Source organism: Halioglobus sp. D3-4 (genome assembly GCF_055809315.1).
Window position 1 is genome coordinate 3,213,150 of the sequence record NZ_CM147907.1, and the last position, 19,041, is coordinate 3,232,190.

Annotated in this window: 21 protein-coding genes; 11 read left to right on the forward strand and 10 right to left on the reverse strand. The window is 59.2% G+C overall.

What is annotated here, in order from left to right; all coding sequences use genetic code 11:
• Positions 1-151: 151 nt before the first annotated feature.
• On the forward strand, positions 152-283 hold the full coding sequence (locus tag AC0L6S_RS13835; protein ID WP_473424596.1) for a hypothetical protein: 132 nt from the start codon (positions 152-154) through the stop codon (positions 281-283).
• A 17-nt stretch (positions 284-300) separates the two neighbouring features.
• Here the strand turns inward: AC0L6S_RS13835 and AC0L6S_RS13840 are convergent, their stop codons facing one another.
• The 4 genes from AC0L6S_RS13840 to AC0L6S_RS13855 all read right to left on the reverse strand — a co-directional run bounded on the left by AC0L6S_RS13840 (position 301) and on the right by AC0L6S_RS13855 (position 3,813).
• A complete protein-coding gene (locus AC0L6S_RS13840) occupies positions 301-927 on the reverse strand; it encodes a phosphoadenosine phosphosulfate reductase domain-containing protein (protein WP_473424598.1) in 627 nt (208 codons plus the stop codon).
• 156 nt (positions 928-1,083) lie between these two features.
• Positions 1,084-1,884 carry a ParA family protein gene (locus tag AC0L6S_RS13845; RefSeq protein ID WP_473424599.1) on the reverse strand — a complete coding sequence of 267 codons (801 nt, stop codon included), beginning with the start codon at positions 1,882-1,884 and terminating at the stop codon, positions 1,084-1,086.
• A 134-nt stretch (positions 1,885-2,018) separates the two neighbouring features.
• Positions 2,019-3,173: an iron-containing alcohol dehydrogenase gene (locus AC0L6S_RS13850; protein ID WP_473424600.1), complete on the reverse strand. Its 1,155-nt coding sequence runs from the start codon at positions 3,171-3,173 to the stop codon at positions 2,019-2,021.
• Between the two features lie 4 nt (positions 3,174-3,177).
• On the reverse strand, positions 3,178-3,813 hold the full coding sequence (locus AC0L6S_RS13855) for an FKBP-type peptidyl-prolyl cis-trans isomerase (protein WP_473424601.1): 636 nt from the start codon (positions 3,811-3,813) through the stop codon (positions 3,178-3,180).
• 74 nt (positions 3,814-3,887) lie between these two features.
• On the opposite strand from AC0L6S_RS13855, the gene AC0L6S_RS13860 reads away from it, so the two are divergent.
• Together AC0L6S_RS13860 and AC0L6S_RS13865 are read left to right on the forward strand one after the other, a co-directional pair.
• On the forward strand, positions 3,888-4,481 hold the full coding sequence (locus AC0L6S_RS13860; RefSeq protein ID WP_473424602.1) for a DUF924 family protein: 594 nt from the start codon (positions 3,888-3,890) through the stop codon (positions 4,479-4,481).
• 183 nt (positions 4,482-4,664) lie between these two features.
• Entirely contained in the window at positions 4,665-5,339 is a 675-nt protein-coding gene (locus AC0L6S_RS13865) for a hypothetical protein (protein ID WP_473424603.1), read from the forward strand.
• Positions 5,340-5,383: 44 nt separating this feature from the next.
• On the opposite strand, the gene AC0L6S_RS13870 is transcribed toward AC0L6S_RS13865, so the two are convergent.
• Together AC0L6S_RS13870 and AC0L6S_RS13875 are read right to left on the reverse strand one after the other, a co-directional pair.
• Positions 5,384-6,850, reverse strand: coding sequence for a dockerin type I domain-containing protein (locus AC0L6S_RS13870; RefSeq protein ID WP_473424604.1), 1,467 nt, complete (start codon positions 6,848-6,850; stop codon positions 5,384-5,386).
• A gap of 151 nt (positions 6,851-7,001) precedes the next feature.
• Positions 7,002-7,595, reverse strand: a complete 594-nt coding sequence (locus AC0L6S_RS13875) for an NUDIX domain-containing protein (RefSeq protein ID WP_473424605.1) — start codon at positions 7,593-7,595, stop codon at positions 7,002-7,004.
• A 78-nt stretch (positions 7,596-7,673) separates the two neighbouring features.
• Between AC0L6S_RS13875 and AC0L6S_RS13880 the strand changes: the two genes are divergently transcribed.
• On the forward strand, positions 7,674-8,960 hold the full coding sequence (locus AC0L6S_RS13880) for a CinA family nicotinamide mononucleotide deamidase-related protein (RefSeq protein ID WP_473424606.1): 1,287 nt from the start codon (positions 7,674-7,676) through the stop codon (positions 8,958-8,960).
• A 25-nt stretch (positions 8,961-8,985) separates the two neighbouring features.
• Here the strand turns inward: AC0L6S_RS13880 and pdxH are convergent, their stop codons facing one another.
• The gene (gene pdxH, locus AC0L6S_RS13885; RefSeq protein WP_473424607.1) at positions 8,986-9,624 is read right to left on the reverse strand and encodes a pyridoxamine 5'-phosphate oxidase; all 639 of its coding nucleotides are present in this window, start codon (positions 9,622-9,624) and stop codon (positions 8,986-8,988) included.
• Positions 9,625-9,695: 71 nt separating this feature from the next.
• Here pdxH and AC0L6S_RS13890 point away from each other — a divergent pair, with 71 nt between their 5' ends.
• Positions 9,696-10,295 (forward strand): GNAT family N-acetyltransferase, encoded by a 600-nt coding sequence (locus AC0L6S_RS13890; RefSeq protein WP_473424608.1) that lies wholly within the window; start codon positions 9,696-9,698, stop codon positions 10,293-10,295.
• Positions 10,296-10,302: 7 nt separating this feature from the next.
• Here AC0L6S_RS13890 and AC0L6S_RS13895 read toward each other — a convergent pair whose 3' ends face one another.
• Positions 10,303-10,602: a hypothetical protein gene (locus AC0L6S_RS13895; protein ID WP_473424609.1), complete on the reverse strand. Its 300-nt coding sequence runs from the start codon at positions 10,600-10,602 to the stop codon at positions 10,303-10,305.
• 206 nt (positions 10,603-10,808) lie between these two features.
• On the opposite strand from AC0L6S_RS13895, the gene ggt reads away from it, so the two are divergent.
• Positions 10,809-12,590 (forward strand): gamma-glutamyltransferase, encoded by a 1,782-nt coding sequence (gene ggt, locus AC0L6S_RS13900; RefSeq protein ID WP_473424610.1) that lies wholly within the window; start codon positions 10,809-10,811, stop codon positions 12,588-12,590.
• 20 nt (positions 12,591-12,610) lie between these two features.
• Here ggt and AC0L6S_RS13905 read toward each other — a convergent pair whose 3' ends face one another.
• The gene (locus tag AC0L6S_RS13905) at positions 12,611-13,168 is read right to left on the reverse strand and encodes a methyltransferase domain-containing protein (RefSeq protein WP_473424611.1); all 558 of its coding nucleotides are present in this window, start codon (positions 13,166-13,168) and stop codon (positions 12,611-12,613) included.
• Positions 13,169-13,281: 113 nt separating this feature from the next.
• On the opposite strand from AC0L6S_RS13905, the gene AC0L6S_RS13910 reads away from it, so the two are divergent.
• On the forward strand, positions 13,282-13,866 hold the full coding sequence (locus AC0L6S_RS13910; protein ID WP_473424613.1) for a peptidoglycan-binding domain-containing protein: 585 nt from the start codon (positions 13,282-13,284) through the stop codon (positions 13,864-13,866).
• Between the two features lie 87 nt (positions 13,867-13,953).
• Complete coding sequence (locus tag AC0L6S_RS13915; RefSeq protein WP_473424614.1) at positions 13,954-14,373, forward strand: GNAT family acetyltransferase; 420 nt, start codon at positions 13,954-13,956, stop codon at positions 14,371-14,373.
• A 103-nt stretch (positions 14,374-14,476) separates the two neighbouring features.
• Here AC0L6S_RS13915 and AC0L6S_RS13920 read toward each other — a convergent pair whose 3' ends face one another.
• Positions 14,477-15,268, reverse strand: a complete 792-nt coding sequence (locus AC0L6S_RS13920) for a thioesterase family protein (protein ID WP_473424615.1) — start codon at positions 15,266-15,268, stop codon at positions 14,477-14,479.
• Positions 15,269-15,421: 153 nt separating this feature from the next.
• Here AC0L6S_RS13920 and AC0L6S_RS13925 point away from each other — a divergent pair, with 153 nt between their 5' ends.
• The 3 genes from AC0L6S_RS13925 to AC0L6S_RS13935 are packed head-to-tail and all read left to right on the forward strand — an operon-like array spanning position 15,422 to position 19,027.
• Positions 15,422-16,726, forward strand: coding sequence for a tetratricopeptide repeat protein (locus AC0L6S_RS13925; protein ID WP_473424616.1), 1,305 nt, complete (start codon positions 15,422-15,424; stop codon positions 16,724-16,726).
• On the forward strand, positions 16,701-17,819 hold the full coding sequence (locus AC0L6S_RS13930) for a hypothetical protein (protein WP_473424617.1): 1,119 nt from the start codon (positions 16,701-16,703) through the stop codon (positions 17,817-17,819). The genes AC0L6S_RS13925 and AC0L6S_RS13930 overlap by 26 nt, the downstream gene beginning before the upstream one ends.
• A complete protein-coding gene (locus AC0L6S_RS13935) occupies positions 17,819-19,027 on the forward strand; it encodes a hypothetical protein (RefSeq protein WP_473424618.1) in 1,209 nt (402 codons plus the stop codon). Before AC0L6S_RS13930 ends, AC0L6S_RS13935 begins: the two co-directional genes overlap by 1 nt.
• Positions 19,028-19,041: the final 14 nt, after the last annotated feature.

Below are 19,041 nucleotides of genomic sequence, written 5' to 3' on the forward strand. Positions count from 1 at the left end.
TTCAGCGCGGTTTACGCGCACACGGGTCAACCCGGATTGCTGGTCGAGGCACGACCATGATTTGATCTGCATCAACTCCCCACGTTCAGGAATTTTGCAAACTATTGCTATCGCAGTATTTCAATAAAACTGAATAAGCGGGAGTATTGTTATGACACAGCACCTGTCAGTGAGCGACGCACAGGAAGATAGACGCACTATGCGACGCCTGGGATTAATCGTGGCCGCCTTTATTGCTTTCACTGCCGCGATGGCACTGGGTGTGGGCATCGTACTCGGATAGTGCAGCGAACGGCCTGCTCAGGCCGTGGTATGCAAGCCGCACTCGCGGCCGTCAAATACCTTGGTGGGGTCAAAGTAGTGCTTGCAGGTAGGGAGTTCATGGCGCGCCATGTACGCTTCCACATCGTCTTCTGACCAGTGAAACAGCGGCGCGACTTTGATGATGCCACGGCCATCCATCGACACTATATCCAGGCTCTTGCGCAACTCCGTCTCCTCGCGGCGGATGCCTGTCAGCCAGATTTCAGGCTGCAACTCATCCAGCGCACGCGCGAAGGGCTCCAACTTCACCTGCCGGGTGAATTCCTGATGGCGCTCTTCTTCATCCACGGTCGGAATCCCCCCCATGATGGCATTGCGCCGCTCCGAGGTCATTTCAGGGGAGTAGACATGCATGTTTAAATCCAGATCCCGAATCAAACGCTCTGCCACAACATAGGTGTCGCGCAGATTGTAGCCTGTATCAACCCAGACGGTGGGCACTGTCTTATCGATTTCACTGACCAGATGCAACATCACCGCCGCATTGCGCCCCATGCTGGTAGTCGCAATCGTCTTGCGGCCCAGACTCAGTGCCCAGGTCACAATCTCAGCAGCACTGGCGTCGCGCAAACTGTCATTAATGCTGTCAAGATCCAATTTCAAGCGGCTGTCATACCCGAATATCAAGCGTTAGGGTGGGCACTTTATAGAATCAAAAAGGGAGTTACAAATAACCAGGAAGAATAACGATATAGCTAATTCTCCGATACGCCCAACCACTGCCCGGAATACAGCGGCTCATGCCCGATGATCAGCGGTTCAAGCCGCCGCCCGCGCCGCCGACTTCTCCAGTTCCGTATGCAAATCGAGAAACTGCCCGGTCAGCTTGTGACTGGGTGCCATGTCGATCAGCGGTCGGTGTTCACGGTGCGATTCTTTCATCTTCACCGAGCTGTTGAGGTAAGTCTTGAACACGGGCAGCCCCTCGGACTCGAGCTCCGCGACCAGTTCACCAGGCAGTCTTGCCTGCGAGTTGAACTGGTTGATGATGACGCCCTCTACTTCCAGCTCGGGGTTGTGATCCTCCTGCAACTCGCCGATATTATCCAGCAGGGAGTACAGGCTCTGGCGCGCAAAACTGTCACAGTCGAACGGAATCAGTACGGTATCGGCTGCTATCAACGCGGATTTGGAATAGAAATTGAAGCTGGGCGGTGTATCGATGTAGACCCGGTCGTACTCTTCGTTGAGTTTTTCCAGCGCGTCGCGCAATTTGTAAATCTTGTAGCGCGACTCCAGTTCTTTTTCCATATCGGCCAACACCGGGCTGGAGGGCAGCAGAAACAGGTTCTCGTACGGGGTTTCCCAGACAAAGGAATCGGGGTTCTTGCGCATTTTGCGCGAGCCCACTGTCTGCCGATACAAACCGGCCACACCCTGCGCCTCGGCAGGAAAGGCATCCGCGTCGATCTCACCTACCAGATAATGCGTGGTATTGCCCTGTACATCGAGGTCTATCACCAGTGTGCGATACCCCATAGCCGCTGATATCGCGGCCAGATTGCAGGCAATACTGGTCTTGCCGACCCCACCTTTTTGATTGAATACGACGCGTTTCATAAGCAGATGACCCAGCTGGATTGGTGAAAATGGCTGCTCTACTAGTGTAAACAATGGTGCTCAGTAATGTAAGCGCCAGTCCTGGTGAAACACCGAATTTCTCGCCGCGAAGTGCTTTTCACAACTGTCCGCTGCTACCAGATGTCCCGGTACAGTTGCACGATTTCCCGCGCATCAGGGATACGCGGATTATTCGCTGGCGAGCCCGAATCCAGTGCCTGTGACGCCATCAGTTCCAGCGAGTCAAACCATACGGCGTCCTCGATCCCGAAGGCTTTTGGCCCGGGCACCTGCAAGTCGTCTGTCAGGGCATCAAGGGCATCGACCAGTTTCGTGCAGGCGGCCTGATCGGTGTCCGTCGGCGCGGCCATCCCCATATAACGCGCGCATTCGGCGTAGCGCTGTGGGGCATGCTCGACTGTCCACGCAGTGATGCGCGGCAGCAGCATCGCGTTGCTCAAACCGTGGGGCACGTGGAACAGCGCACCAATAGGTCGGCTCATGCCGTGAATCAGGGTCACCGAGGCATTGGCGAAGGCGATACCGCCCTGGGTCGCCGCCAGCATCATCGCCTCGCGCGCCTGCCGATTGTCGGGCTCAGCGCAGGCAGTGCGAATATTCTGGTAGATGGTGCGCATCGCGGTGAGCGCAATACTGTCAGTAAATGGGTTGGCCTTGCGGCTGGTGTAAGCCTCCAGCGCGTGGCACAGGCTGTCGATGCCGGTGTCGGCTGTGAGCCGGTAGGGCATGGTCAAGGTGAGTTCATAGTCCACCAGCGCCGCCACCGGCATCAGTCCCAGCCCCATACACAACATTTTTTCCTGTGTATCAGTATCGGTGATGATGGCCACGCGCGTGGCTTCGGAGCCCGTCCCGGCCGTGGTAGGAATGGCGACAATCGGCAGGCCGGAGTCCACCTGCCGCGGCACCTTGTAATCCCGCATAACACCGCCGTGCTCAGCCAGTACGGCCACCGCCTTGGCCGTGTCAAGGGAACTGCCGCCACCGAGCGCCACCACACAATCGAAATTGCCGGCGCGCAGCTGCGCGAGCGCGGCATTCACGCTGTCCGTGGTAGGGTCCGGTACGCAGTCTCCAAACAGGCCATACTCGATACCGGCGTCATCCAGCGGCGCCTGCAGTTGCGCGTAGTAACCGCTGTCGACCATATACGGGTCTGTAATCAGCAGGGGCCGCGACAACCCCAGCTCGCCAAGTGTCCCCACCAACTGGCTACTGGCACCCGCACCTACCCGCAGGATACGCGGCAGATTGATGTTCGCCGCCAAGCTGTCAGCCCTTGATATCGATCAGGTGGATTTCAAATACCAGTGCCGTGTTGGGTGGGATGGCGTTGCCCGCACCCTGCTCGCCGTAGGCCAGCTGCGGCGGACAGGCAATGCGCCACTTGTCACCCACCGACATCATCTGCAGGGCTTCAGTCCACGCCGGAATCACCTGGTGCACGCCAAATTCGGCGGGCTCACCGCGCTGTACCGAGCTATCGAATACGGTGCCATCAACCAGCGTGCCGTGGTAGTGGGTAACCACGGTCGATTGTGCGCCGGGGCTGGCACCGCCGCTACCGGTCTCCAGCACTTCGTACTGCAGGCCGCTATCGGTGGTAGATACTCCGTCGCGCGCCGCGTTGGCTGTCAGGAATTGCTCGGCCAGCGCGGCGCTTTTAGCACCCATCTCCGCCGCCTTTTCCTGCTGACGGCGCTGAATCACCTCGTAGCTGGGGTTGATCTCTTCCTGGGAGACCGCTGACTGCTGGTGTCCGTACCAGTGCTGGATACCGGCAACCACAGCTTCCACATCCAGGCCGTCAAAATCATTGCGCAACAGTTGATTACCAAATTGCAGCCCAAAACCATAGCTGGCTTTTTGTTCGTCAGTGTTCAGTTCGACTTCAGGAAGTAGTGCCATAAGTAAATTCCGCTATCATGAGTTCAAAAGAAGGGACGCACTCTAACATATCAGGCCAAAAACGGGGGCTCACAGTGACGCAGAATACCATCGATGCCATTCACAACTTCTGGTTCGGGGAGCTGGATGAGGCCGGCCTGTGTAAGACCGAGAAACACGCACTTTGGTTTGGCGCCAGCGAAGCGACCGATACATTCTGTCGCCAGCAATTTGGCGCAGCACTCGAACAGGCGCTGGCAGGGGAACTGCAGGACTGGGAGGACACAGATCGCGGGCTGATGGCGCTGGTGGTGTTACTGGATCAGTTCACGCGCAATATTCACCGCGGCACCGCACTGGCCTTCGCCGGAGACCCACTCGCACTGGCGCTGTCAGAAAAGACAATCGCCTCCGGTCGCCACCTGACACTGCCCGCGATTCACCGCGTGTTTCTCTACCTGCCGCTGGAGCACTGTGAAGATGTGGCGGTGCAGGAACACAGCGTTGCGCTGTTCGAAGCATTGGCTGCGGAGTCCGAAAATCCACAGTTTGCCGGCTTCAGTCGCTACGCCATCGCCCACCGCGATGTAATCGCCCGCTTTGGCCGGTTTCCGCATCGCAATACGGCATTGGGACGGACATCCAGCGCAGAAGAACTGGCCTATCTGAAGGAGCACGGCGGTTTTTAGTGCAGCGGGAAACCGGGTAAATCGGTGTCATGCTATTCCAACTCGCAGCTATAGCCCGACTAATAGTTTCTCGATTAGCGGAATACCGACTACACTCAAGCTAAGCGGCAGGTTTAACCGAGCAAGCAATGGGTGCGGCTCAGCTACCGCAAAGACATCAGAATAAAAAATTGGAGATCAGGGATGACGCATTTTACGCATTTGAGCCGTCGATTTTCGCTATTCGCACTGCTAACCCTAAGTACCTGCGCCTTCGGCAACCCTATTATCGCCGGCAAGGAGTGGATGCAGCCACTGGCAACACGAGGAACAACCTGGAACGAGTTCAACGCCGTGTGTGCGGGTGGCACCTGCTCCGGACGTGCAGATAGCAGCGGGCCCGACCTGACCGGTTGGACCTGGGCCAGCGCCAGTGAAGTCGGCGAACTCTTCCAAATGTTTACGCCCTTTCCCGGAGGCATCGCCGAATACAATTCGACAAGCTACGATATTCTCCAGCCATTTCTCGACGCTACCGGCTTTGTCCCAACCTTCGAAATTGAGCTCGGTACAACCGCCAACGGCTCGTTGGTCGGAGGCGTCACTTCAACGCTTGACCCCGCCACCAACTCGCCGAACGGCGGCATAATCGCCAGCGGATTTTCCAATTTTCTCTTTGTCTTCCGCGGCACCCGAATAACCACACAAATAAACATGAGTCCGGATGGCTCTGATTTACTGGATAGGGGCACTGGCGGCTGGCTTTACCGCGCAGCGGGTACCGGGGTACCCGCACCAGCAACTCTGCCACTGCTTGGATTGGCGCTGCTGGGTTTGGCGTGGACCACGCGCTGGGCTAACCGCACATGTAGGGTGTGAGCTCAACCAACAGCGCTAGTGCGAAACCAACGCACCGCGAGAACTCATAGGCCCATACCCAGCATCTGACGCTGTAAACTCAACAAGTCCGCGAGCGTCACGCTCGCATCACCGTTCACATCACAGAATACCTGCTCGTTCACCGAGAGCAGCACGCTGCCATTCAAGTGGCGCTGCAACAGCAGGATATCTCCAAGGCTGGGGCCCGCAACGGGGTCCACATCGCAGTTTGCCTGCGAGACGGCGGGGTCGGATCCTCCAGCCACCTCATCGCCATCGGAAACCCCATCGCCATCGCTGTCGCTGTCCAGCGGGTCGGTGCCAAAGCCCAGTTCCTCACCGTCCAACAGCCCGTCGCCGTCACTGTCATCGTCCACGGGATTGGTTCCCAGTGCCACTTCTGCGCCGTCGAGGAGGCCATCGTCATCGCTGTCGCTATCAAGCCGATCTGAGCCGGTATCGTTACCGTCCACGAACACGCCCGTATTGGTTTCGACGTCATCGATCAAGCCGTCGCCGTCGCTGTCCACGGGGGGTACCGAAGACACAACCAGCGAATTGATACGAAACGTTGTGTTGCCAATGGTGCCACGCGCCGGTGTCCCGAGCCGGAAAGACATCACCTCGGTGCCGACAACATACTCCCAGTTCGACAAATCACCCCCGGTGCGCTCGGCGTTGTTTTCATCGATGACTGTGACGCTGCCGCCATCGAGCGACAGCTCCGCTCTCTCACTGGTCGCTATCGGCTCAAACAGATCCAATACAACGCTATCGAGCATCACACGCTCGCTGAAGGCAAAAATAAGCGTCTCGCGCGAACTGCCCGTCCAGTAGTTGTCAACAGCGCCATCGTCCGCAAAACCGGTATTGTTACCCAGGCCAGAACTGCCCTGCGTCACGCTGCCCGAGTTTGCGGAAATGGTGAGCGTCACTGAATGGCCGTTACCGGGGTCAAACGTATACTGGGTGGGTCCACCGGAGGTAAGGTCAATTGTGGCTGGCGGCCCCGGCGGCGGTGCACCCCCGGTTACCAGCGTGAACACCTGTTGGATATTGGCGCCGGAATTACTGTCCCGCACAGTGAACGTAGTCACGCCCAAATAGGACAGGTCAAAAGCGATCGGGTCGGTCAGGAAGGCGGTGCCAAAATCACTGGTGACACTGCCGCAACCGTTCACCAGCCCACCGTTATTGGTACAACTGATGAGCTGGCTACTGCCGCTCACAGCGTCGAGACTTCCCGATGCATAACTGCCCGATACAGTGGCCACCGTTTCAACGGATGTGTTGGTAAACCCCGTCACCGTGGTGGAGTTCAGATTGAGCGTGAGTGTGCCGGCATTGGTATCCAGTGTTGCGGTGCCGCTGCCGCTGCCCGAGCCGGAAGTAATCCCCGACACGGTGATAGACTGACTGACACTGAATGTCGTTGCCAGTGCGGCATTTACCGAAAGTACACAGACTGCCAGCGCAACCAACGCGCAAGTAGGAAAGGGCTGTGGGCGCATTGGTGCGCGTCCTCTTATTATCGTTTAACGTGTGCACGTTTCGCCACACTGGAAACATCCGCTCCCAGTGAGCCAGCTAGAGTTGCCAGGCCACTGACGGGCAACTCGAACATACCACAAAAAAACGCCGCTGCGCCCCAAAAAACCGTTGTCACGAACGGCGGGGCACCGGCTGCAATTCATAGCGGTTCTCGGTCATCTGTGCCTGCCATACTTCGAAGCAGCCGCTGTCGAGATCATCGTAGGCCTGTCGGATGGAATCATTCACCTGCGGATAGGCAAGCTCCTCCCAGGGACACTCCTCTCGCGCAAAGAAACGGCAGGCCATGGACTCCACGCCAGGTTTACACAACGGCGACTCGACCGCGGCCCGAAAGCCCACATACAGCTGATTGATGAAGGTGATGCTGCCGCACATGTATAACTGCAGCCGCTGCGGTGGCAGTACCACGCCGGCCTCCTCGCGCAGCTCACGCGCAGCGCCTTCGGCAAGGGTCTCACCCTGCTCCAGAAAACCGCCGGGAATCGCCCATTTTCCGCGCTGCGGCTGCAGCGCGCGCTGCACCCACAGCAGACGCTTGCCGCAGGCAACAAACACCGTGACGACAACGCGCGGATGCGCGTACAGTGGCGCCTGACAACGCTGGCAGAACCAGTGATTTCGCGCCCCTGCTGCGACCACATGCCGCAGCAGGGGGCCGCCGCAATCGGGGCAGAATTTCATGTCGGCGGTCGGTGCGCTCATAGTGCCCCGACGATAGCACTTTGCCTTGGCAAAAGCATTGCGGCTATGCTGACGACCTGACAGACATAAAGGGCTTCCATGAGCAACTCCGAACTGAACGTACAACTGCTGCTCACCGGCAATGAAATCATGAGCGGCGACACCGTGGATTCCAACTCCGCGATGATTGCACAGCGTCTGGGCGAACTCGCTATCGGCGTCTACCGCAAGGTCACCGTGGGCGACGATGTACCGCTGTTAACGGCCGAGTTAACCGCGATGTGCGCCAGCGCCGATCTGGTGATCGTGAACGGCGGACTGGGGCCCACCATCGATGATCTCACTGCGGAGATTCTGGCGGCCGTGGCCGGGGTACCGCTGCAGGAACACCCGCAGGCAGTGACACACTTGCAGCAGTGGTGTGCTAAGCGCAATCTGACCCTCAACGCCGCCAATAGGAAGCAGGCAATGCTGCCGGCCGGGGCCGCCATTGTCGACAATCCTGTCGGCAGTGCCGTGGGCTTTGAACTGAGGGTGGGTAAATGTCGGGTGATCTGTACACCCGGCGTGCCGAGCGAGTTGCGAGCCATGCTGGATGGCATCGTGGCCGACCTCGCGGCAACACTGCAGCGACCTCTGGAACGCAATATCCTGCGCCTGCAGACATTTGGTTTGGGCGAGTCCACCGCGCAGCAGATCATCACGGACAATATTCCCGACTGGCCGCAGACCGTGGAACTGGGCTTTCGCGCGGGTGCGCCGCAGATGGAGATCAAGCTCAGTATCAACAGCGCCGCAGCGCGTGATGCACAACAGCATTGCCGCGAGCAACTGCAGCAGTTATTCGGTGATCACATTATCGGCGAAGGAGATACCACTCTGGCGCAGCGCGTACTGCAGTTGTTGCGCGAGCGCGGTGCCACACTGACGACGGCAGAGTCCTGTACCGGCGGACTGATCGCCTCCCAACTCACCCGCGTACCCGGCTCCTCAGAGAGCTTCCACGCTGGCTTTGTCACCTATTCCAATGCGATCAAGCATTCGGTACTGGGTGTGCGTGAGGAGACCCTGGCCGAGCACGGTGCGGTCAGCGAAGACGTTGTGCGCGAAATGGCGTTGGGCGCATTGCAACGCGCCAGCGCGGACTACGCGATTGCCGTGTCCGGCATCGCCGGGCCCGATGGCGGTACTGCAGAAAAACCGGTGGGCACGGTCTGGCTCGCCTGGGGTGATCGCGACCATATTCGCGCACGCGGCTTGTGTTGGCCGGTGGAGCGCACACTGTTCCAAACCATGATCACCGCCGCGGGGCTGGATATGATTCGCCGCGTATTACTCGGTATTGAGGAGGAGCCACGGTATTTCGGACAGCGGCGCATACGCTGATCAGCGCAGCGTTGCACGCCGTGTATCAGGGCTGCAATTGCTCGATAGTCCACTCCCTTTGAGCGCCGCGCCGATAGACGAAGCGATCGTGCAGACGGTGTTCGCCGCCCTGCCAGAATTCCAGCCGCGTGGGCCGCACGCGATAGCCACCCCAGAATTCCGGCATCGAAATTTCACCGTCGCCGAATCTGTCGCGGATCTGTTGTGCCTGCTTTTCCAGTGTTGCGCGATCAGAAATCGCCCTGCTCTGTCTTGATGCCCACGCCGCTATCTGACTTTCGCGCGGCCGTGTCGCAAAGTAAGCTGCCGACTCAGCAGTGCTTAATTTTTGTGCAGTGCCCGTCACAATGACCTGACGGTCCAACACATTCCACGGGAAGTGGATGCTGACGCGCGGCTCGCCTTCGATCGCGCGTGCCTTGTCGCTGTCGTAATTGGTGTAGAACACAAAGCCGCCCTGGGATAAGCCCTTCAGCAACACAATGCGCTGCCGGGGCAAGCCCTCCTCGTCCACTGTGCCCAGCACCATTGCTGTCGGGTCGTTTAGCTCAGCGACTATCGCCTGTTCCAGCCAAGTTTCGAACTGCCGCATTGGACAGGCATCGAGCATGTCCCGGGTGAGGCCGGCGGCAGTGTATTCGCGTCGGAATTGCTCGTATCGCACTGTTATATCCTGCTAGGCTATCAGCGGGTATAGTAGCCGCCGGGCAATGCAGAGGCAAAGTTTCCGAGAGAATGAATACGGCACCAACAATTCGCGACGCGGTTCAGACGGATCTGGATTTCCTCGTCGACACACTCAGCGATGCCTTTGCTGAAGATCCGATGTTCAACTGGTTGTTTCCCAGCACTCGTCTGTACCCGGCTTTCTTTCGCATGCTGGTCAAGGATGTGTATCTGCCTCGCGGTATCGTGCATATGGATGATGAGGGTCGCGCTGCTGCCCTGTGGTTGCCGCCCGAGGAACGCATGAAGATTGCGCCGCGCGTGCCCATGCTGCGTTTTGGCCTCAAATTGCTGCGGTTGAACGGGATGCGACCGGTGTGGCGCGTCCTGCGGCAGAGCTCCATCTTTGCCAGACACCACCCGAAGGAACCGCACTACTACCTGCAGTTTATTGGCTGTACGCGCAACGAGCAGGGGCGCGGCATTGGTGCAGCGCTACTCAAACGCGGCATCCAGATCTGTGACGAGCGCGGTATGCCCGCCTATCTGGAGTGCTCCAATCCCCGCAATATCCCCCTGTACGAACGCCATGGCTTTGCTGTCACAGGGCAGCAGGCGGTGGGCAGTAACGGCCCGATGGCCTGGTTTATGTGGCGCGATCCGCGCTGAGCTGACGTCAATCTTTGGTACTTGGATAGACCGGGGCCCGTTTCGCCATCGCAGGAATCTGCGGGAAGGTGAAAAAATGCTGCCAGTCCTCGCCAAAATCTTGCGCAATACCACGGCCATAAACGGACTGATAACAGCGATCCATCGCGCCCGACAGTGACTCCGGCGTCGCTACGGACATCAGTACAGCGGCCTCCATCATGCCCTCGGTGCGAAGCCGCTCGGTGGGTGAGACATCGTCACCGGCCGCCAGTGCAGAGAACATGGTCTGCCAGCGTTGCTCGAGTTCGGTTTCCAGTACCTGCATATTGCGTACGCTCCCGTTGTAAGCCTGCCCGCCCGCTATCATAGTAGCCAGTAGTGGCTTAGGTTGGCATTTGGCCTGAGCCAAGCGCCTGAGAGGCTCATCCGGTCGAACGCCAACCCGAGCCACTGCCAAATGACCTCATAAGTATGCGTGGCAAATCAAAACAGTTAAAGTCATGCCTTTGCGATAACTGAGGAGCCTCGCCTGTGACGGTTTTGCGGCATACACTTTTGTTTCTGGGCCTGTTGGGCCACACCCTGTTGCCATACGCTGCGCCGGCACCGCAGGCGGGCGCAGCTGCTAGTCCGGCTTCGACAGCCGCCACCGAGGCCTCTGAACCCATTATCGATTACCGCGAGCGTTTCATCCCGGTGGTTGCACGCCACGGCATGGTGGTGGGGCCAGAGCAACTTGCGTCAGAGGTCGGCACACAAATCATGCAGCAGGGCGGCAATGCGGTAGATGCCGCTGTGGCGACAGGTTTTGCACTGGCCGTGACCTATCCCCGCGCAGGCAACCTCGCCGGCGGTGGTTTTATGCTGATTCACCTCGCCGACGGTAATCGGCAGACACTGATCGACTACCGCGAGAGCGCCCCCGCCGGTGCCACCCGCGATATGTTCCTGAATGCCGATGGAGAGTTGGACCGGGGCCTGGAATATTTCAGCCTGCAGTCGGCGGGCGTACCGGGCACTGTCGCAGGGCTGCTGTACGCACAGGACAAATACGGCACGCTGAGCCGGGAACAGGTACTGGCACCTGCCATCGCACTGGCCAGGGAGGGCTTTCCGGTATCGTTTGCACTGTCCTTTGAAATTGCTGCCAGCGCGCAACGCCTGCGACAAAACCCGGCGGCGGCGAGCCTGTTTTTCAAGCCCGATGGCTCTGCCTACGACATCGGCGACATCTGGCGGCAGCCCGATCTGGCGTGGACGCTGAGCCAGATCAGCGCGCGCGGTGCAGACGGTTTCTATCGCGGCGAGGTAGCACAGCGCATCACCACAGAAATGGCATCCGGGGGTGGCCTTATCACGGCCGCAGACCTCGCTGATTACCGTGTCGTCGAGCGGCAGCCTGTGCGCGGCACCTACCGGGGCTTTGAAGTGGTCTCCACGCCGCCGCCATCGTCCGGTGGCGTGCACATCCTGCAGATTCTCAATGTGCTGGAAGGTTATGATCTGCAGGCGATGGGCCACAATTCCGCCGACTACCTGCACCACCTGACAGAAAGCATGAAACTGGCGTATGCCGATCGCAGTCTCTATCTGGCAGACCCGGACTTTGTCGATGTACCGGTTGCACAGCTGATCGACAAGGGCTATGCCAACCGCCAGCGCGCGCGCATCGACAGCAAGCAGGCGACACCCGCTGCCGAGATCGCACCCGGACGCCCGTTCAACGCGCAGAGCACAGAGACCACTCACTACAGTGTGGCCGACCGCTTCGGCAATGTTGTCAGCAACACGTACACCCTGAACTTCAGCTTCGGCTCCCACATTGCCGTACCGGGTACGGGTATGCTGTTAAACAATGAAATGGCCGACTTTGCCGCCAGCCCCGGCAATGCCAATGCCTTTGGACTGGTGCAGGGTGAAGCCAACAAAATAGAGCCGGGTAAGCGCCCGCTCTCCTCGATGAGCCCTACTATTGTGCTGCGCGAGGGCAGGCCCTGGCTGGCCACCGGCAGCCCCGGCGGCAGCGTGATTATCAGCACGGTATTGCAAATGGTACTGAACGCGATGGAGTTCGATATGAATGTCGCCACCGCGGCGGCAGAGCCCAGAATCCACCACCAGTGGATGCCCGATGTACTGCGAATGGAAGAGGGCTTCAGCCCGGACACTATCGCCCTGCTCAAGGCTATGGGCCAGCCGGTGGATATCGCCGGGCGCACCACCGGGAGCACAAACTCCATCATGCTTGAGGACGGCTGGCTATACGGCGCGACCGATGCACGGCGGCCCGGCGGCTGGGTAGCGGGTTATTAAGCGCACAATACGGTGAGGGGTCAGCCTGGCGGCTTTTGCGCCACCAACTGCGCGATGGCCCGCGCTTGCCCACCGCCGGAATCGCGCTCAATGCCCTCGAAATCGTACAGGGTTTTCCACTGTCCAAAGCGCTCTCGCAGCTCCCCGGGGCGCAACAGAAAATCGGGATTACGGGGTCGGCCAATCGCGGCCTGCTGCAGCGTAAACGTTTCGTAGATAAGCAGCCCGCCGGGTACTACCGCGCTCTTGATGTCCTCCAGCAAAGGGCGGTGCAGATAGCGGAATACCGCAATAGCACCAAACCTCATGCCCGCCAGCGGACGCGCACCGGGGGTTTCCAGATCCACCTGCCACAGGCGCGCCCTGGCGCGCTGCGCAGCCGGAAAATCGGAGGATAACTGCAGCCTGATTTTTTCAAGGCTCGCACTGTCCCGATCAGCAAAAACTACCGGGATGTCGTTGGCCAGCAGAAAAAGGCCATTCCTGCCCGAACCACACGCGAGGTCCAGAACCGGCGCCGCAGCACATGCCATTGTGAGTTGCTGCAAGTGCTGTGACAGCAGTTTCGATACATCCAATTGATTATCCCCACGCGCCATAAACCGGCAGAATACTTGCCCTAGCGCAACAATGACAATCCCTCGCCGCCGCCTATAATGGGCGCTAACATTTTACTGTGCGGGAGTATGGGATGAGGGACTGGAAAGTAATCGCCGCAATGTTGGTACTGGCATTTTCGCAGGCGGGGACTGCGTTCAGTGATGAACTCGTACAGATCGTACAGCAGGACTTGACCACACTAGGCTATGAAACCGGCACAACCGATGGTGAGGCTGGCACCAGGACGATCATTGCCGTTTCCAAGTTCCAGGCCGAACACAACATGGAGGTAACCGGAGAAATTACTCCCCAGCTGGCCGGTGCGATACAGGCAGCGATCTCCCAGCAAAGTGAATCCGCCGTCGTGGGGGTGGCGGTAAGCGCAGAAGTCACACCAGAGGAGGCGCAGGCCGGCCTCAGGGCGCGGCAGGAAGCCTGCTTGCTGGGAAAAGTCGAGGCAGCACAGCAAGCCGCTAACAATCAAAGCGGGCTGGGGAAGCTCGTTAGCGCCGTTACCCAGACAACACCAAAGTACACAGGTGCCGAATTGGTCACCCAGATTCAGGACACTGCTGGCAAGATCTATGCTGCCAACGCCACGATGGGCGACCTGAAAGGAGCCGCCGCCGACCTGGGCATCTCGGACAGCGACATCGATGCCTGCCGGAATCCGTAATTCCCACTCCAAACCAGGGTGAACTGCTGAACGACTACCGGGCATCCGCCTGGATGGAGGAGGTTTCAGGCAGAGCGCGAGGGCGAAATGCACATAAGACCGTTTAGAGAGAGTGATCGGCAGTCTGTCATTTCACTGTGGCAGGCCTGTAACCTGACTCGTCCATGGAACGATCCCGATAAAGACATCAACAGGAAGCTGGCGGTGCAACCTGAATTGTTTCTGGTCGGCGTTGTGGATGGAAATATTATCGCCTCCGCCATGGCCGGCTATGACGGCCATCGAGGCTCGGTGTTCTATCTGGCTGTCTCACCCGCGTGCCGAAAATCGGGGCGCGGTCGGGAACTTATGAATGAAATCGAAAAGAGGCTGACTGCGATGGGTTGCCCAAAATTGAACATTCTGGTCCGCAGTGCGAATCAGAGTGTATTAGACTTCTACCATAAGCTTGGATACACAACCGACGATGTCGTCAGCTTGGGCAAGCGCTTGATTGCAGATGATTAACAATACGCGCTTGGGAAACTCATTGCCCGCTGAGAAAATATCGAGCTTTGTGGCATAAACAAGCTCTCCGCGGCGGCGCAGCACACAGGCTACCAATACCGCCTCAACGCTTACGCAGCCTGACCTTCGCCGTCTGCCGGCTGATCGCAACCAATTGGCCGGTACTATCCCAGTATTCACCGTCCTCCTCGATCACACCTTTGGACATATGCCGTGAGGCGAGCCGCACCTGCAACGGCCCGGGCGCCGGATGAGCGCGCACCTGCACGGTGAGCTCCACCGTGGGCACCCAGCCAACAGGGCCGTACACGGTAAAAACGGGCGGAGGGAAGGCGTCAGCGAACATTAGCAGGCCGATTGCATCGGGGTCGGCACCATCACTGTGACGCACCCAACCACAGAACGCGCCAGAGCCATCGGGCTCACCCCTGTTGAAAACCTCTGCACCTGAAACCAGCCGCGTCTCTGCTCGGTTGCGAAACTCCAGCCCCTTGTCCGGGGGCGACACACACTCCTCCCATGCGGGAAACTGCGGCCTGTCGGCGGCTGACCAGCTCTCGCCAGAAAGCTTATCCAACGTGGTATAGGCAGCGGTTACCTTCACCTTGAGCTCACCCTGCTGGTACATTTTGACCTCGGCGAAGCTGGTACTGCGCCCTCCCCCGAGAAACTCCACATAACAGTCGATAGGCCCCAGTTGCGTCGGAGCCAGATAAAATGCGCTGACCGTCAGTGGGTCCTTGTGTGGTAATACCGCCTGCAGCGCACGCCCCGCGACTGCGAGCACATAGCCGCCGTTGGGCACCTCGCCAATACGCCAACCCTCGCACAATTCACCTCGAAAATGGTGATCGCCAACCTGTTCTATAGCGGTTTCCCGCGCAAACTGTCCCATAACTCTCCCTTTTTTACTTGCCCACACCACCGGCCATTAGCACACCTCGGCGGGCGGGTATTTTCTCCGCCTGCCGCAGTAATGTATAGTCCTGCAGAACCTTGCAACACTCAGCCAATCACGGTAAAGACGCATCGCCACAGGGGGTGCACGATGAATACACAGTCCATTGGCGACAGCCTACTGCGAATCTTCGCAATCTCTCTACTGCTGGCGACTCCCTTTGCGCGGGGTCAGGAGGTTGTTGTAACGAACGCACTGCAAGGCCCGCACGACGCCTCGCCTGACAGCGCCCCGATAGTTGTGCAAGACGATACGCCAGACTACGCCAGGGAGCTGCCGGCTGCGCATGTCACATCCTCACACGAAATCATGGCGTACAACCGGGCGATAAAGGAGGCCGAATCCCGCGAGGGTGCCTACGGTAGCAGCCTGTCGGAGTCGATGCTCGGCCTGGCCCGGACTCTGCAGGCCCAGGGGCGACACGAAGAGGCTATTGAACACTACAAGCGTGGCATCCACCTGGCTCGCATCAACGAGGGCCTCTACTGCCAGCAACAGATTCCGATGTTGCAGGGGGAAATCGCCAGCCACAAAGCCCTGCGAAACTATGCCGAGGCGGATGAGCGCCAGAACTACCTGTATCGTGTACAAAGCACTGCTATCGGCAGCAGCCCGGCACTGGTAGCCGCGCTTATGGATCAGGCCAAATGGCAGTACGAGGCCTACCAACTGCATCTGGGGGGAGAAGATTATGAGCGCCTCATCAATATGTGGGAGCTTTACCGCGTGGCGTTCAGTGACATTGTCACTCGGGAGGGGGAGACCTCACCCAACTTGCTGCCCCCCCTGCACGGCATGTTGCAGGCCCAGTATCTGATATCCGCCTACGATATTCCGCCCTCCACACCGGTTTTTGATGAGGATGGATACGTCGACGAAGGGCTCTTGCGGTTTAAGGCCTACCACCACCAGAGCTATAAACAGGGCAATGCCGTAATTGAAGCCATCTCGGCCATCAACCGCGAGAACGGTGCCGGGGGCAGCGCCTCCTACGCGCAATCATTAGTGATGCTGGGCGATTGGCGCCTGTGGAATGGCAAAACCGACGCCGCGCTGACGGCCTACCGGGAGGCAAACATGGAACTTGCGCGCGAAACTGATGCCCAAGAAAAGGCACAACAGTTCTTTGGGGAGCCCGTTGCGTTGCCTGATGTCGCCGGCATCGCGCTGCTGCCGCCCGTGGTTCCGCCCAATGAAGCGGCGGTGACGCTGGCGTTTGGCGTAAACGAATACGGGCGTGTGCGCAACCTGGAGCGTCTGGATGACAATGAAGCAGACGATAGACAGGCCTATCGCCTGATGCGCAAGCTGCGTAAAACAGCCTTCCGCCCCCGGTTTGAGGCGGGACAACCGGTAGAGACAGAAAACATTGTTAAAGCATTCGACATCCAATAGCGCCTTCACGTGGCGCCTTTCCAGCCTGGCAGGCATCGCCAGCCTGTGTGCATTGTTGTCGGGCTGTCCCACTGCCAGCACGCCAACCAAGCCCGAGTCGTCATCCTCAAGTACACCGCCGCCGAGCAGCAGCTCAAGCAGTACTGCTGGCAGCAGCAGTTCAAGCGCCAGCTCTAGCGGTTCTGCTGGCAGCACCGGCCAGGCCTCTGCCGGCAGCAGTCAATCCACCGGTAGTGAGGGCAGCGCCTCTGGCGACCAAAGTGGCAGTGCAGCGGGAAGCGCCAGTGATGAGGTGGGGCCGCCCGAAGAAAACACTGCGGAGTCCGGCGCACAACAGAGCACATCCGATGGCAGCAGTGGCAGCGAGCAACAGGACGCAAGCAGCGCGGAACCAACATTCAGCGAGCAGTCCGTGGGCAGCTCGGGTCTGCCCGACCTGAGAGACCAGCCCAGTCTCGAGGACTACCCCAGCGGCAACGGCAATACCGCTGGCGAGGCCGGACAGACTGCAGACACCAGCAGCAGCGGCTCAGCGAGCGGACAGCCGGCTGGCGAGATAATGGGTGACCAAAGTGGCGGCGGCTCTTACAACAACGGCGCTTCTGGCAGCTACGGTAGCCCGGCGGGACTGCCCACAGGCAGTGGTGGAGGCCCTCTTACTCCCGCCGAGCAGGTCGCCATACTCGATGCGCAACTGGAAAAAGGTGCCAGCGAGTTTGACGCACTGATTCTCAAAACAGAGGCTGAGCAACGCGAAGCTGCGCGGGCCGCCGCCAAACACTCTGCCTCTGGCGCTGGTTCAGGCGGCCTTTCGGCCGGCATGAGTACCGCTGACGCAGAGGCAGGCAACAGCCCTTATGGCGAGGGCATGGCAGATGCCGGCAGCTACAGCACCGGGGGCGGAATGGGTGGTATCGGCGGCGGCAAACCGCCGCCGGACACCGCGAAATACCCAGCGCCGGCGGATATTCCAAGTGGCAGCGATGACGACGTCGTGGCCAGACAGCTGCGCGAGGCCGCCTCGCGCGAAGCCGACCCGGCGGTGCGCGAGAAGCTGTGGAATGAATACCGCAAATACAAGGGCATCGAGTGATGATCGGGCTGCGCTTGCTATCGTGCCTGACGCTTTGCTGGCTGCTCAGCGCCTGTGTCAGCCAGACAATAAAAAGTGCGTCTGCGCCGCCCGTGCGGACGCCCACCACACCTGTCGCCGAGCACCAACTACTGGATGTCGCCGTGGTCGTGTTTAATCCCGGACTGGATGATTACGACGAGGACGAGCGCGTCTACCCTGAAGTCCGCAAGGCCGAGGCGCGCTTCATGCCGATGCAACTGGCCCAGGCCATGCAGGATAGCGGCGCCTGGGGCGCGGTGCGGGTTGTACCCGACGACATCGAAGTGACAGATCTGATGGTGCGCGGGCAAATCCTGCGTTCTGACGGGGAAACCCTGCAACTGGCAATCACCGCCACCGATTCAAGCGGCAAAGTCTGGCTGGATAAAAAGTACACCGGGGAGGCCAGCCGCTACGCCTATCAGGCCTCCACCATCAACACCAACGATCCCTTTCAGGCAGTTTACAATACCATTGCCAATGACCTGTTAATTGAACTGGAGGAACTGACACCGAAACAACGCACCGATGTGCGCGTGATCACCGAGCTGCGTTTCGCGCGCAGTTTCTCGCCGGATGCATTCGACGGCTATCTCGAGCAAACACGCAATGGCGAGTATGAAATACGGCGGCTACCCGCTGAAAGTGACCCGATGCTGGCGCGCGTCCGGCAGATTCGCGAGCGCGACAATGTGTACGTCGACACTCTGCAGGCCTACTACACGACTTTCGATACACAAATGGCCGCCCCCTATCAGGAGTGGCGCAAGGCCAGTTACGAAGAAGTCTTGGCGCTGGAGCAGTTGCAGGCGGAAAGTATGCGAAACCTGATCGTGGGTGGCCTCGCTGTGATAGGCGGCATCGCAGCTGCCACCTCAGGCGACAGCCAGACCAGCCGCGTCGCCGGTCAGGTAGCCGTGCTCGGGGGCGGATTACTGGTCAAGAGCGGCCTGGACAAGCGCAACCAGGCGCAGATTCATGTTCAGGCGCTGGAGGAGCTGGGTGCTTCGCTGGAAATGGAAGTCACACCCCAGGTCATCGAGCTGGAGGATCGCACTGTCACACTCAATGGCAATGTGGAACAACAGTATGCCCAGTGGCGCGCGGTGCTGGCCGATATTTATCGCGCCGAGATCGGCGACCTACAATTACCTGAGGATTCCGCACGCTCTGCTGATACACTCTAACCGATTCTCCTGAT

Coding starts and splice junctions, on each gene's coding strand:
- AC0L6S_RS13915 (WP_473424614.1), top strand. CDS start 13,954: ATGCACATAAGACCGTTTAGAGAGAGTGATCGGCAGTCTGTCATTTCA.
- AC0L6S_RS13870 (WP_473424604.1), bottom strand. CDS start 6,850: ATGCGCCCACAGCCCTTTCCTACTTGCGCGTTGGTTGCGCTGGCAGTC.
- AC0L6S_RS13835 (WP_473424596.1), top strand. CDS start 152: ATGACACAGCACCTGTCAGTGAGCGACGCACAGGAAGATAGACGCACT.
- AC0L6S_RS13935 (WP_473424618.1), top strand. CDS start 17,819: ATGATCGGGCTGCGCTTGCTATCGTGCCTGACGCTTTGCTGGCTGCTC.
- AC0L6S_RS13895 (WP_473424609.1), bottom strand. CDS start 10,602: ATGCAGGTACTGGAAACCGAACTCGAGCAACGCTGGCAGACCATGTTC.
- AC0L6S_RS13910 (WP_473424613.1), top strand. CDS start 13,282: ATGAGGGACTGGAAAGTAATCGCCGCAATGTTGGTACTGGCATTTTCG.
- AC0L6S_RS13865 (WP_473424603.1), top strand. CDS start 4,665: ATGACGCATTTTACGCATTTGAGCCGTCGATTTTCGCTATTCGCACTG.
- AC0L6S_RS13925 (WP_473424616.1), top strand. CDS start 15,422: ATGAATACACAGTCCATTGGCGACAGCCTACTGCGAATCTTCGCAATC.
- AC0L6S_RS13880 (WP_473424606.1), top strand. CDS start 7,674: ATGAGCAACTCCGAACTGAACGTACAACTGCTGCTCACCGGCAATGAA.
- AC0L6S_RS13855 (WP_473424601.1), bottom strand. CDS start 3,813: ATGGCACTACTTCCTGAAGTCGAACTGAACACTGACGAACAAAAAGCC.
- AC0L6S_RS13890 (WP_473424608.1), top strand. CDS start 9,696: ATGAATACGGCACCAACAATTCGCGACGCGGTTCAGACGGATCTGGAT.
- AC0L6S_RS13845 (WP_473424599.1), bottom strand. CDS start 1,884: ATGAAACGCGTCGTATTCAATCAAAAAGGTGGGGTCGGCAAGACCAGT.
- AC0L6S_RS13920 (WP_473424615.1), bottom strand. CDS start 15,268: ATGGGACAGTTTGCGCGGGAAACCGCTATAGAACAGGTTGGCGATCAC.
- AC0L6S_RS13875 (WP_473424605.1), bottom strand. CDS start 7,595: ATGAGCGCACCGACCGCCGACATGAAATTCTGCCCCGATTGCGGCGGC.